General features: G+C 43.8%; 14 protein-coding genes. All 14 read left to right on the top strand.

Annotated elements, in window-relative coordinates; all coding sequences use genetic code 11:
• Positions 1 to 13 precede the first annotated feature (13 nt).
• The 14 genes from mreB (at position 14) to V6984_RS11900 (ending at position 13,110) form a co-directional block, all read left to right on the top strand.
• Entirely contained in the window at positions 14 to 1,024 is a 1,011-nt protein-coding gene (mreB, locus tag V6984_RS11965; protein ID WP_342755866.1) for a rod shape-determining protein, read from the top strand.
• Positions 1,021 to 1,887 carry a rod shape-determining protein MreC gene (gene mreC / locus V6984_RS11960; protein ID WP_342755865.1) on the top strand — a complete coding sequence of 289 codons (867 nt, stop codon included), beginning with the start codon at positions 1,021 to 1,023 and terminating at the stop codon, positions 1,885 to 1,887. The genes mreB and mreC overlap by 4 nt, the downstream gene beginning before the upstream one ends.
• 36 nt (positions 1,888 to 1,923) lie before the next feature.
• Positions 1,924 to 2,442 (top strand): rod shape-determining protein MreD, encoded by a 519-nt coding sequence (gene mreD / locus V6984_RS11955; RefSeq protein WP_342755864.1) that lies wholly within the window; start codon positions 1,924 to 1,926, stop codon positions 2,440 to 2,442.
• 91 nt (positions 2,443 to 2,533) lie between these two features.
• On the top strand, positions 2,534 to 5,317 hold the full coding sequence (locus V6984_RS11950; RefSeq protein ID WP_342755863.1) for a penicillin-binding transpeptidase domain-containing protein: 2,784 nt from the start codon (positions 2,534 to 2,536) through the stop codon (positions 5,315 to 5,317).
• A 47-nt stretch (positions 5,318 to 5,364) separates the two neighbouring features.
• Entirely contained in the window at positions 5,365 to 6,057 is a 693-nt protein-coding gene (locus V6984_RS11945; protein ID WP_342755862.1) for a septum site-determining protein MinC, read from the top strand.
• Positions 6,058 to 6,134: 77 nt separating this feature from the next.
• Complete coding sequence (minD, locus tag V6984_RS11940) at positions 6,135 to 6,926, top strand: septum site-determining protein MinD (protein ID WP_342755861.1); 792 nt, start codon at positions 6,135 to 6,137, stop codon at positions 6,924 to 6,926.
• 12 nt (positions 6,927 to 6,938) lie between these two features.
• On the top strand, positions 6,939 to 7,202 hold the full coding sequence (gene minE, locus V6984_RS11935; protein WP_031389990.1) for a cell division topological specificity factor MinE: 264 nt from the start codon (positions 6,939 to 6,941) through the stop codon (positions 7,200 to 7,202).
• Between the two features lie 47 nt (positions 7,203 to 7,249).
• Positions 7,250 to 8,359, top strand: coding sequence for an FtsW/RodA/SpoVE family cell cycle protein (locus V6984_RS11930; RefSeq protein WP_342755860.1), 1,110 nt, complete (start codon positions 7,250 to 7,252; stop codon positions 8,357 to 8,359).
• A 19-nt stretch (positions 8,360 to 8,378) separates the two neighbouring features.
• Positions 8,379 to 8,774, top strand: coding sequence for a methylglyoxal synthase (gene mgsA / locus V6984_RS11925; protein WP_342755859.1), 396 nt, complete (start codon positions 8,379 to 8,381; stop codon positions 8,772 to 8,774).
• 13 nt (positions 8,775 to 8,787) lie between these two features.
• The gene (locus tag V6984_RS11920) at positions 8,788 to 9,744 is read left to right on the top strand and encodes a D-alanyl-D-alanine carboxypeptidase family protein (RefSeq protein ID WP_342755858.1); all 957 of its coding nucleotides are present in this window, start codon (positions 8,788 to 8,790) and stop codon (positions 9,742 to 9,744) included.
• A 90-nt stretch (positions 9,745 to 9,834) separates the two neighbouring features.
• The gene (locus V6984_RS11915) at positions 9,835 to 10,254 is read left to right on the top strand and encodes a twitching motility protein PilT (RefSeq protein WP_342755857.1); all 420 of its coding nucleotides are present in this window, start codon (positions 9,835 to 9,837) and stop codon (positions 10,252 to 10,254) included.
• A 114-nt stretch (positions 10,255 to 10,368) separates the two neighbouring features.
• A complete protein-coding gene (locus V6984_RS11910; protein WP_342755856.1) occupies positions 10,369 to 11,766 on the top strand; it encodes an HlyD family efflux transporter periplasmic adaptor subunit in 1,398 nt (465 codons plus the stop codon).
• An 84-nt stretch (positions 11,767 to 11,850) separates the two neighbouring features.
• Complete coding sequence (locus V6984_RS11905; RefSeq protein ID WP_342755855.1) at positions 11,851 to 12,597, top strand: YggS family pyridoxal phosphate-dependent enzyme; 747 nt, start codon at positions 11,851 to 11,853, stop codon at positions 12,595 to 12,597.
• Positions 12,598 to 12,609: 12 nt separating this feature from the next.
• A complete protein-coding gene (locus V6984_RS11900; RefSeq protein ID WP_342755854.1) occupies positions 12,610 to 13,110 on the top strand; it encodes a cell division protein SepF in 501 nt (166 codons plus the stop codon).
• Positions 13,111 to 13,136: the final 26 nt, after the last annotated feature.

Below are 13,136 nucleotides of genomic sequence, written 5' to 3'. Positions count from 1 at the left end.
GGGGTTTGTCGCTTTGGGAAACAACGCATTCGGTATTGACTTGGGAACGAGCAATATCAAAATCTACAACAAGAGCGATGACAATGTCATAATAGAAAAAAATATGATTGCCATCGAGAATAAGAACACTCTTTTTGCTTACGGAAATTCTGCTTTTGAAATGTACGAGAAGGCACCTGCCAACATCCATATTTCTTATCCGCTTAGCAACGGCGTAATCGCTGATATTAAAAACATGCAGACTTTGATAAAATATTTTATCGGAGATCTGACAAAGGGTAATGTAAAGCCCGCCGATTATTATATCGCGGTGCCCACTGATGTTACGGAAGTGGAAAAGAGGGCTTTTTACGATTTAATTAAAGATGCCAATGTAAAATCGCGAAAGATTATGGTGGTAGAGAAAGCGGTGGCCGACGGACTCGGCATGGACATCGACGTAAAGAACTCGCAGGGTGTGCTCGTAGTGAATGTAGGCTATGATACGACAGAGATCTCCATACTTTCTTTAGGAGGAATCGTTCTGAGCAGATTGATCAAGGTGGGCGGACAGAAATTTGACGATGCCATCCGCGCTGCGATACGCCGTGAATTCAGCTTGATTATCGGTGGAAAGACGGCAGAAAATGTGAAGATCGCCTTGAAGGATTTGGAGAAGGCACAGAAGGACGCAGTAGTATATGGCAGAGATATCGTTACAGGGCTTCCGGTGGAGCGCGAGATTCCGACTACCCTTGTGGATGAATCCCTGAAGGAAAACTTTAATACGATTATTGATAATGTAAAAGTCATTTTGGAAAGAACTCCCCCCGAACTTGCAGCGGATATCTATAAACACGGAATCTATCTGACTGGAGGTGCTTCGCAGGTAAGTCATCTGGCAGAGCTTATGAGTAACGGCACCGGACTTAAGGTTCAGGTCTCCGAAAGCCCCATGACGAGCGTAGCGCTGGGATTTGCGAAAATCATTAAAGAAGATAATTATAAATCGGTAGCATATGCGATTGAAGGAATGAGCAAATGAGTCCAATCATAAAAAAAAGAGGAGAGAAGTTTACGTTACCAAGTAAATATCTCCTTTTTATTTTAACAATTCTCTGTGCAGGAACTATTATCCTCACATTCAATACGAATATTTTCAGCGGCCCCTTAAATACAGTGGTGGGTTATGTTATTGTACCTTTTGAACAGGGAATCAGTTCGGTGGGAAAATGGCTGTCGAACCGCACTGAGGAGCTTCAGCAAATTAGGGAACTGCTTAGCGAGAACGAGGAGCTGAAGGCCCAGATTGACCAGCTTACCATCGATAATACGGAGCTTCAGCAGGACAGGTACGAGCTTACCAATCTAAGAGAGCTGTATAAACTGGGCTCTCAATATGAGGGCTACGAGAAAATCGGAGCCAGAATTATCGCAAGAGATGCGGGTAACTGGTTCCATTCCTTCGTTATCGACAAAGGAGAACAGGACGGCATTGCGGTGGACATGAATGTGATGGCTGCAGGAGGTCTGGTGGGACGCATCGTGGATGTAGGGCCTAATTGGGCCAAGGTGTCCTCGATTATTGCGGACAATTCCAATGTCAGCGGGCAGGTGCTTGCCACGGCGGACAATCTGATCGTATCCGGTGATTTGGAGCTGTATGCAGCTGGCGTGATTCGCTTCGAACAGCTCGTTGACAGCGCGGACAAGGTGGTAGAGGGCGATAAGATCGTCACCTCCAATATAAGCGATAAATATCTGCCTAATATTTTAATCGGTTATATCAGCACACTGAATGTAGATTCTAACAATATCACGAAATCAGGTCTTCTCACTCCGGCTGTGGACTTCGAGCATTTGGAGGAGGTACTCGTCATATTGGAGCTTAAGCAGACAGTAAATTAACAAGTATTTTTAAAGACGAAGAAAGGAGATGAGCACATGAAAAGAACGATAGTGATGGCGTTATTGATTTTCGTCTGTTTTTTACTGCAATGTACGGTATTCCCGTCCTTAGCTTTTGGCGGAATCGTTCCTAACCTGTTGATTGTGCTCACTGCGTCTTTCGGCTTTATGAGAGGAGAACGGAGCGGGCTTTTCATCGGATTTTTCAGCGGTCTTTTCATCGATGTGTTCTTCGGGGAAGTAATCGGCTTCTACGCTCTGCTCTATATGTACATAGGATATACTAACGGGAAATTCAACCGTATTTTTTATCCGGAGGATATAAAGCTTCCGATCGTGCTCATTATCGGAAGCGATTTGTTTTATGGCCTGATGTGCTATACTCTGCTGTTTTTAATGAGAGCGAGATTCAATATAGGCTATTATTTCAGGCATATTATATTGCCTGAGATCGTTTATACGATCGTTATTACGATCGTTTTATATCCCGTAATACTTTGGATAAACCGCAAGTTGGAAACCAGCGAGAAAAGAGGTGCGAAGAAATTTGTTTAACCGCTTTCAACATCTAAAAGAAAACTTACTGAATGCTGTAAATATACGCTTACTCATACTATCCGCCCTATTCATCGCACTGGGGGCGTTAATGGTTTACCGAGTCTTCGATCTTCAAATCGTAAAGGGAGAAACCTATCTGAACGATTTCAGACTCAAGACAACGAAGACAAAAAGCCTTGCCAGTACGCGGGGAAATATTTATGACAGAGAAGGAAATTACCTGGCTTATAATGAACTGGCTTATAACGTGACTATTGAAGACGTCTATGAGTCGGGAAGAACGAAAAATGCCAATTTAAACGATACGATTTACCGGCTGATTCAGATGATTGAGAAAAATGGAGATAGTGTAGTCAACGATTTCAATATTATTCTCGACAACGACGGCAATTATGCTTTTGCGGTGGAGGACAGACAGCTCATGCGCTTTCTGGCAGATGTTTACGGCTATACCACCATCGATGAGATGATGGAAAAAGGCTACAAGTATGCGACCAAGACTGCGGCAGAGGTAGTAAACGATTTGTGCAAGACCGAACGCTTCGGAATCGGTACCTATACGGATCCCGATGACAGCAAGTCCTTTGTATCAGGGATGGGATATACTAAGGAAGAGATATTAAAGATTCTGACGATTCGCTATGCACTAAGCACAAACAGCTTTCAGAAATATATCGCTACAACAGTGGCATATAACGTAAGCGAGGAAACGGTAGCGGTGGTCATGGAAAACACCGACGAGCTGGACGGTGTGGATGTGGCCGAAGATACGGTGAGAAAGTATGTGGACAGCGTTTATTTTTCCCAGATCATCGGTTACACGGGCAAGGTGTCGCAGGAGGAGCTTAATACTCTGCAGGAGCAGAACAGCAAGTATGATCTGAACGATACCGTAGGAAAGTCCGGTATCGAATATTCCATGGAGGCACAGCTTCAGGGAACTAAGGGCTCTGAGGACGTGGTGGTGGACAATATGGGAAAGGTTATCGAGACCAGCAATCGGGTGGAACCAATTGCGGGCAACGATTTGTTCCTTACGATCGATAAAGATTTGCAAGAGACGGTTTACGATATTCTGGAATCCAAGCTGGCCAGCATACTTCTTACGAAGATACGCAATATCAAAGAATACCAGCCGGGGGAAAATTCCTCCAGCAGTGATATTCTCATCCCCATCGACGACGTATATTTCGCATTGCTTAACAATAACGTCATAGATATGAACAATTTCTCGAACAAGACAGCGGGAGAAAATGAGAAGGCTGTATATGAAAGCTTCCTTGTCAAGAAGGATGCGGTGGTGAATACTTTGCGCCAGGAGCTTACGGAGACGAAGACAACGTATAACAATCTGTCTTTGGAGTATCAGGTTTATGAAAGTTTCATTACCTCGATGCTGAATTCTAACTCGGTAATTATGGAATCTGAAATTGATAAGTCTGACCCCACATATAAAGCATGGGCTACGGATGAGGTCATCAGCTTGAACGAATACCTTAATTATGTGATTTCCAAGAACTGGGTGGATGTAACGAAGCTTGACTTGGATAGTCAGTATTCCAATTCCGATGAAATATATGCTCAGCTGTTAGAGTATATTTTCGAAAATATCGATAACAATTCGGGATTTAATAAAAAGATATATAAGTATATGATACGTAATAACGATATTTCTGGAAGACAGATTTGCAGCATTCTACTGGAGCAGAAGTTGGTAGAAGTGGAGGAGGAGGAGCTGGAGCGGTTTAATTCGGGCCTTCTTTCGCCTTATGATTTCATGCTGGAGCGTATAGGAAATCTGGATATCACTCCGGCTCAGCTGGCCCTTGATCCGCATTCCGCTTCGTCGGTGGTGACAGATGTCAATACCGGAGAGGTGCTGGCCCTTGTTTCCTATCCCGGATATGATAATAACCGAATGGCGAACGGCGTAGATGCGGACTATTTCTCCTCTCTGCTAAACGACTTGTCCACACCGATGATCAATTATGCCACTTACCAAAAGACGGCCCCCGGTTCCACCTTTAAAATGGTGACGGCCACTGCCGGGCTCATGGAGGGCGTTATCAATACTTCCAGCACTATTGTGTGTACCGGTACCTTCGATAAAATCGATCCGCCGCCTCACTGCTGGATATGGCCGAGAGGCAGCCACGGTTCGCTGAACGTAGCGGGGGGCATTAAGAATTCCTGCAACAGCTTTTTCTATGAGGTAGGCTATAGGCTTGGAACTTTGGGTGACAGATACCTTCCCGATCTGGGCCTCCAAAAGCTGACACAATATGCGGATCTGTACGGGCTGACAGAGACCTCCGGTGTGGAAATAGAAGAATCCCAGCCACAAGTATCCGACGAAGACGCGGTTCGTTCCGCCATCGGACAAGGTACGAATAACTACACCACTGTCGGACTTGCGCGATACGTTACAACGGTCGCAAACAGTGGAACGTGTTATAATTTAACATTATTGGACAAATTGACAGATCACAATAAAAATACTTTGGAGGATTATTCCGCCGAAGTGCGCAATACTATCGATATGGATGCATCCTATTGGGACAGCATTCATTCCGGCATGCGCGCGGTTGTGGAGGCGAAGAGCTATTACAGCGGCCTGGGTGTGAATGTTGCCGGAAAAACCGGTACCGCACAGGAAAGCAAGAGCCGTCCTAACCATGCTTTGTTCGTATGCTATGCTCCTTATGAGAATCCCGAAATCGCTATTGCGACGAGAGTGGCCAACGGATATACGTCGGATTATGCGGCGCAGATAGCAAAAGATGTCATTCAGTATTACTATGATCTGGTGGACGAAGAAGATATAACTGGTACTGCCGAGGCTCTTACCGGAGGCAGCATCAATACGGATTAATCAAAAAGGAATGTGTTTCGACGCAGGAATTGCGGCGTCGAAGCGGAATGGAGATCATAATGAGAAATGCTGTAATTATTAAGAGCTTTCAAAACGGGATATCGGTCTATCTGGATCCGATGCTTTCTTTTGAGGAGCTTTTGAATGAAATCGCCTTTAAGTTCAAGGAGTCCAACCATTTTTTTAAAGATGCAAAAATGGCTATTTCATTGGAAGGAAGGCATTTATCGGAGGAGGAGGAGCGGTACGTACTGGATACTATAATTACTAATTCGGATTTACATATTGTCTGCCTCGTAGGAAAGGATGAGGAGACTAACCAGAATTATTTAAGGGCTTTGCAGCAATTAGAATATCGAAACAGCGAGCAGGAAAACGACGGCCATTTTTACCGGGGGACCTTGAGAAACGGTCAGATATTGGAGACCGAATCGAGTATCGTCGTGCTGGGAGACGTTTATCCCGGCAGCGCTATCATTTCCACGAAGGACATTGTTATCCTGGGAGGACTTTTCGGCAAGGCTTATGCCGGAGGAAGCGGAAATGAAGGACATTTTGTAGTTGCGCTTGAAATGTCGCCGGAGAAATTAAAAATCGGCGATTTCAAATATAAAAATAACGATAAACAGATAAAATGGCCTATTAAACAGAAGGTACAGCCGAAAATTGCTTACGTGAAAAACAACAGAGTAGTGATGGAATCTATAACAAAAGAATTACTGAGCGACCTTACACTATAATAATGGGTAATAGGTAAGGATTATTGTCCGCCCGGACAGGCTTAGTGGACGAAATTATTCATCTTGGAGGAATCGGTATGAGTGAAGTAATTGTCGTCACATCAGGAAAAGGCGGGGTAGGAAAGACCACCACCTCTGCAAACGTAGGAACGGGTTTGGCAGCCATGGGAAAGAAAGTGGTCCTCATCGATACGGATATCGGGCTCAGGAATCTTGATGTCGTCATGGGACTGGAGAACCGGATTGTATATAATCTGGTGGATGTTATCGAAGGAAAGTGCAGGGTAAAGCAGGCGCTCATCAAGGACAAGCGTCACCAGAGCCTGTATCTTATGCCCTCCGCCCAGACGAAGGATAAGACTGCAGTCACTCCTCAGCAGATGATAAAAATGATTCATCAGCTGAAGGAGCAGTTCGATTATATCATTCTGGATTGTCCGGCCGGAATCGAACAAGGCTTTCAAAACGCCATAGCCGGCGCAGACAGGGCACTTGTGGTGACCACACCGGAGGTCTCGGCTATTAGGGACGCCGACAGAATTATCGGTCTTTTGGAGGCCAACGAATTCAAACAAATCGACTTAATTATCAACAGAATACGGTACGATATGGTAAAGAGAGGAGATATGATGAGCGCAGCGGACGTTGTGGACATCCTTTCCATTCCTCTTATTGGTATTGTACCGGACGATGAAAATGTAGTGATAGCTACCAATCAGGGAGAACCTCTTGTAGGAAATGATACTATGGCAGGGCGCGCGTATCAGAACATATGCGAACGTGTACTCGGCAAAGAAATCCCTTTTATCGATTTCGAGAAGACGATTTCTTTCTGGACAAGAGTAACTGGTATATTTCACAAAAATTAAGGAGGAGTTTTGATGGGATTCGGAAATTTTTTTAAGAGGAAGAGTTCCCGGGAAATAGCCAAGGATAGATTGAAAATATTATTGATATCCGACCGGGTAAACTGCTCTCCGGAAATGATGGACATGATAAAAACGGACATCGCAAAGGTCATTTCAAAATACATGAAAATCGATGCAAAAAGCATGGAAATACAAATCACGAAAACGGGAACAAAGGGGCGCATGAAGACTCCGTCTTTATATGCCAACATTCCGATTATTGACGTGAATAAATAAAAAAGCGGCCTCAAAATAAAAAGCGGCTTAACTTGGAGGGAAAAAAGATGCTGAAACAATACAGAATACGGGATTATGACTTTAAGCTTATTATCTTGGTGATTTCCCTCACTGTTATTGGTATTTTAGCCGTGGGCAGTGCAAAAGAATCAGTGCAGAAAACGCAGATTGCCGGATTTATACTCGGTTTATTTCTCATGGTCGTAATTTCTCTTTTTGATTATTCTGTGCTGCTTAAGCTGTACTGGCTCTGTTATCTGGCCAATATCGTCCTTCTCGTGCTGGTTGCCGTGATGGGCGAGCTGGTAAACGGCGCCCAGCGATGGGTGGAACTGTTCGGAATTCAGTTTCAGCCGTCGGAAACTGCGAAAATTTTGTTGATTCTGTTTTACGCACAGTTTATAATGAGACATAGGGAAAAATTGAACACCTTCAAAAACATTGCAATATGCTGCCTGCTCATACTTCCCCCGTTGTTTTTAATTTACGAGCAGCCGAATTTATCAACTACGATAGTGCTTGCTGTAGTATTTTGTGTTATTATGTTTGTAGGCGGTGTTCATTGGAAGCTGGTGGCCGGAATATTGGCAGTTACGGTTCCTGCGTTTATCATAGTAATGACCATCGTCCTTCAGCCGGATCAGGATCTGATTCAAGACTATCAGCAGACGCGTATCCTCGCGTGGCTGTATCCGGAGGAGTATGCCACGACGGAGGCTTATCAGCAGTTGAATTCCATTATGGCGATTGGTTCCGGACAGCTTCATGGAAAAGGATATAACACGAACGTTATCAGCTCTGTTAAAAACGGCAATTTCATTTCGGAGCCTCAGACGGACTTTATCTTTGCGGTAATCGGAGAGGAATTTGGCTTCATAGGTACCTGTACTGTAATCGTACTCATCATTCTCATCACCTTGGAATGTATTCTGGTGGCGCGCAGGTCGAAAGATGTCGCCGGTGCCATTATAGCTTCCGGAATGGCCGGACTGATTGGTTTCCAAGGTTTCCTGAATATAGGCGTAACAACGGGACTGCTTCCGAATACGGGAGTCACGCTTCCCTTTGTAAGCTACGGGCTGACGTCCTTAGTCAGCTTGTATATAGGGATCGGTTTCGTTTTAAACGTTGGTTTACAATGTAAAAATAAATATTAACATAAGAGAGGGTATAACTATGAACATTGCACTGATTGCACACGATGCAAAAAAGAAATTGATGCAGAATTTTTGTATTGCTTACAAAGGGATTTTAAGCAAGAACGAACTTTTTGCAACGGGAACGACAGGGAGACTGATTGAAGAGGTTACGAATCTGAACGTGCATAAATTTCTGGCAGGTCATCTGGGGGGTGAACAGCAGATAGGTGCACAAATTGAGCACAATGAAATGGATCTCGTTATTTTTCTCCGCGATCCGCTGACTCCTAAGCCTCATGAGCCTGACGTTAATAATGTAGTACGTTTATGTGATGTTTACAACATTCCGTTGGCGACTAATCTGGCTTCGGCAGAACTACTGATAAAATCGCTGGATAGAGGAGATTTAGAGTGGCGTGAGATGTATAGATAACAGAATTTTTTGTTTGAGTATAAGTACAGTTTTATTAGGAAGCATTCTTACCGGCTGCGGCAGCACGCCTTATGAAATGGCGTATTCGCCCGACTATCCGGTAAGCAGCTACCGCATTTCCGTTTCGGAAGAAGCTGTGGATACTGCTACGCCTTTCGCGGCGGATTTATGTGTTGTGGATGGAGATATTGTTGCAGAGGACCTGGATCTTAGTCAGGTCAGCTCCGCAGCACTTTTTTCCTTGTCTACCAATGAGACCATTTTAGCGAAAAACGTATACGAGAAGCTGGCGCCAGCCAGCCTGACCAAAATCATGACTGCTCTGGTAGCGTTGAAATACGGCTCTCCCGACGAAGTTCTGGCTGCCTCCGCCAATGTAAAGATTACGGAATCAGGCGCCCAGACCGTGGGAATAAAGGAAGGGGACAAGATGACACTGACGCAGGCGCTCCATCTGCTTCTCATCAACTCCGCAAACGATGCTGCGGTAATGATTGCGGAGGGCGTGGGTGGTTCTGTGGAGGGCTTTAGCGAACTGATGAATCAGGAAGCGAAGGAGATAGGAGCCACGAACAGCAATTTTGTGAATCCTCACGGGCTTACTGCGGACAATCATTACGTGACGGCTTATGACATGTATCTGATTTTTAATGCAGCCCTGGAATATAATCTGATCAATGAAATTATTTCCATGCCGTCCTATACAACCGTGTACAAGGACAAGAACGGAAACGATAAAGAGATTTCTGTAAATACAACGAATCTTTACCTTCAGGGGGAGAAGAACGCTCCTGATGCGATAACGGTTATCGGCGGAAAGACGGGGACTACTAATGCGGCAGGACACTGTCTGATTATTCTCTCCAGGGATTCTACGGGTAAGCCATATATTTCCGTAATTCTGCGCGCAGACGATAAGGATATTCTTTACCAGGATATGACTGATTTGTTGAGCGAAATAAAGAATTAACAGTTGTTTTTTAATATAATATAAACTATAATATAAATAGGCCTATTAATAAGTTTTTATGGGCCGAATTTACTATAGGAGGGTTCACCAATGGTTCAATTAATAGTAGGCAATAAGGGAAAAGGTAAGACAAAACATTTACTGGATAAGGTAAATGCCGAGGTGAAAACAGCATCGGGAAATATTACATATTTAGACAAAAGTACAAAGCATATGTATGAATTGAACAACAAGATTCGTTTAATTAACGTAATGGATTATATGATCACTAACAGCGATGAGTTTCTTGGATTTATCTGTGGTATTATATCTCAGGATCACGATCTACAACAGATGTATTTCGACAGCTTCCTGAAGATAGCTTGTCTGGAAGGCAAGGACACCCTTCCTGCAATTGAAAAATTAGAAAAAATTGGAGAATCGTTTGGCGTAGATTTCGTTTTGAGTATTTCATTAGATGAACATGAATTGCCTGAAGTTATGAAATCAAAGGTTATTGTAGCTCTTTAATTATAGTAGTTTTAAATCAGGAAAGTATTGTGGATTCGTTTTACTGATTTTAATTGGCCTCGGATACCTTGCCGGGGCCTTTCCTTTGCAAAGCAAAGCCTGGGAGGTCTTGGATTGAACAATCAGAATTCCAATAAGGTAACAAAATATAGAAAGCCGCTCAATCTTAATATAGGGATGATAATTTTTGCTGTTATTTTCATTTATATCATCATTTGTACCTTCATGTATTTTACCTCCAAGCATGTCGTTGCTTATGAGGTCAAGGCGGGTGCTCTATCTATCAATAATATATACAAGGCGGTGGCGCTCAGGGACGAGACGGTGGTGATGGCCGACGATGCCGGATATGTGAATTATTTTGCCAGAGAGGGAGCGAGAGTGGCGGCGGGCGACCTCGTTTATGCCGTGGATGAGTCTGGCAAACTCTCCGATTATATCAACGCCAACTCTTCGGGAGAAAACTCTTTGTCCAAGGCGGATTTGTCAGAATTGAAGACGGAAATCGTAGGATTTTCCAGCACCTTCGATCCGAAAAGTTTTGCAGCGGCTTATGACTTTAAATACAGTATGCAGGGGACTGTCCTGAAGCTGGCCAATTATAATATCTTGGAGAGCATAGATGCCATTCAGACTTCAGGGCTGGAGGGGCTGGTAAAGCAGTGTATTTCGCCTGCGGCAGGTATTGTCGTCTATTCCACGGATGGGTATGAGGCGCTGACCTTAGAGCAGATGACCGAGGCGTTGTATTCACAAGAGAACTACGAAAAAAAACAGTTAATAGGCAATGAATTGATTGCGGCGGGTGACCCTGTTTATAAATTATCCACAAGCGAAGACTGGTCGCTAGTTATCCAGGTCGATAAGGACAGAGAAGCGGAGCTTCTCGAAGCGGAATACGTAAAGGTAAAATTCTTAAAAAACCAGGAAACGTCCTGGGGCAAGGTGGACTCTTATACAAATGAAGACGGCGATATTTTTGTCAAGCTCGCCTTCACCAATTCTATGATCACGTTCTGTACGGATCGTTTTGTAGATATTGAGCTCATTCTGGAAGACGAATCGGGATTAAAGGTTCCCAATTCCGCTATAGTGGAAAAGGAATTTTTCATTGTACCCAAGAGCTTCGTTACAAAAGGCGGAAACAGTAGTTCCTATGGAGTGTTGAGAGAAGCTTACACGGAGGACGGAACAGCTACGACGGAGTTTGTGGAGACTACGATTTACAATGAAGAGGATGAGGAATATTATGTGGATGATTCCACCCTTCGAATAGGGGATTATCTTATAATTCCTGAAGGTACGGAGAAATATGCGGTGAGCAAGAGAGGAAGCCTGATTGGGGTATATAACATCAATAAGGGATATGCTGATTTCAAGCAGGTCAATATTTTATACAGCAATGATGAATATTCCGTTGTGCAGTCCAATACGGCATATGGACTGAATGTGTACGACTATATCGTCTTGGATGCGGCGACGGTGAGTGAGGATGAATTGATATATGAATAATGGGTGCCTGTAGAAAACAACTGCGCTGATAGGTGGGAGGATTCTTTAGCTTTAAATTATGGTGGTGTAGGAAAGGAGATAGGTATGGGTGAGGATAAAGATAAGGTGTGTACTGAGAAGAGTGGCATCGGTTATGGTTATATTGCCGATAATATAAAGGTGGTAGAGAACAATATTCTTAGTGCCTGCAAGCGTTCTGATCGGAATATCGAGGAAGTGATGCTTATAGCGGTCAGCAAGACGATGCCGGTGGAGGCACTGAAAGCGGCGTATGAGTGTGGATGCAGGGACTTTGGGGAGAATAAGGTGCAGGAACTGGTGGACAAGTATGAGCAGATGCCGAAGGATATCAGATGGCATATGATTGGGCATCTTCAGCGGAATAAGGTGAAGTATATTGTTGATAAGGCTTATCTTATTCATGGGGTGGATTCTTTGAGGCTGGCGGAAGAAATAAGTAAGGAAGCGGTGAAGAAGAATGTTACCGCTCATATTCTTATAGAGGTAAATGCTGCGCAGGAGGATACCAAGTTCGGGGTGAGCATTGATGAGACTGCTGGGCTTCTTGAAAATATTTCCAGGCTGCCGTCGATAGAAGTCGAAGGCTTGATGATGATAGCGCCATATGTTGAAAATTCGGAAGAAAACAGACAATACTTTGTAAGCTTACGCCAATTATCTGTTGACATAATGAAAAAAAACAATGATAATGTTAATATGAATGTTTTGTCGATGGGGATGACTGGAGATTACGAAGTCGCGATTGAAGAGGGCGCGACTTATGTTCGAGTTGGGACAGGCATATTTGGCGAAAGGAATTATAACAGTTAAGGAGATATTACGATGGGAGTAATGGATAAATTTTTAAACTATATGAAGTTGAATGATGAAGATGAGGATTATTATGATGAGGATTATTATGATGATTCCGACGAGCACCAGTCTTCTAAAAAGACGGTAGTTCCCAAGGAAGAATCTCCGATATTAGAGGATGTCTCTGCTAAAAAGTCTTCGCCCAAGATCACTCCAATGGCAAGACAGCCGAGGAAGATGATAGGCGCAGGCATGGAGGTGTGCGTAATCAAACCTACTTCCGTGGAGGATGCGAGGGAGATTACAGAGACATTGTTAGCCAACAGAACGGTAGTGCTTAATCTGGAAGGCCTGGACGTGGATATCGCTCAGCGGATCATTGATTTCACCTCCGGTTCCTGCTTCGCGATGAGCGGCAACCTGCAGAAAATATCTCACTACATATTCATCATTACTCCAGCGAGCGTAGATATTTCAGGAGACTTTCAAGAGCTGTTATCAGGAGCTTTCGATGTACCTATTAATAAATAAAGTTGAAAACTTCCCTTTTTATCAGG

Source organism: Kineothrix sp. IPX-CK, assembly GCF_039134705.1.
Classification (GTDB): domain Bacteria; phylum Bacillota; class Clostridia; order Lachnospirales; family Lachnospiraceae; genus Kineothrix; species Kineothrix sedimenti.
This window is presented reverse-complemented; position numbering and strand designations above follow the sequence as displayed.

Excerpts from the sequence above, each read along its gene's own strand:
- mreC (WP_342755865.1), top strand. The coding sequence starts at position 1,021 with ATGAGTCCAATCATAAAAAAAAGAGGAGAGAAGTTTACGTTACCAAGT.
- mreD (WP_342755864.1), top strand. The coding sequence starts at position 1,924 with ATGAAAAGAACGATAGTGATGGCGTTATTGATTTTCGTCTGTTTTTTA.
- V6984_RS11950 (WP_342755863.1), top strand. The coding sequence starts at position 2,534 with ATGGTTTACCGAGTCTTCGATCTTCAAATCGTAAAGGGAGAAACCTAT.
- V6984_RS11945 (WP_342755862.1), top strand. The coding sequence starts at position 5,365 with ATGGAGATCATAATGAGAAATGCTGTAATTATTAAGAGCTTTCAAAAC.
- minD (WP_342755861.1), top strand. The coding sequence starts at position 6,135 with ATGAGTGAAGTAATTGTCGTCACATCAGGAAAAGGCGGGGTAGGAAAG.
- minE (WP_031389990.1), top strand. The coding sequence starts at position 6,939 with ATGGGATTCGGAAATTTTTTTAAGAGGAAGAGTTCCCGGGAAATAGCC.
- V6984_RS11930 (WP_342755860.1), top strand. The coding sequence starts at position 7,250 with ATGCTGAAACAATACAGAATACGGGATTATGACTTTAAGCTTATTATC.
- mgsA (WP_342755859.1), top strand. The coding sequence starts at position 8,379 with ATGAACATTGCACTGATTGCACACGATGCAAAAAAGAAATTGATGCAG.
- V6984_RS11915 (WP_342755857.1), top strand. The coding sequence starts at position 9,835 with ATGGTTCAATTAATAGTAGGCAATAAGGGAAAAGGTAAGACAAAACAT.
- V6984_RS11905 (WP_342755855.1), top strand. The coding sequence starts at position 11,851 with ATGGGTGAGGATAAAGATAAGGTGTGTACTGAGAAGAGTGGCATCGGT.
- V6984_RS11900 (WP_342755854.1), top strand. The coding sequence starts at position 12,610 with ATGGGAGTAATGGATAAATTTTTAAACTATATGAAGTTGAATGATGAA.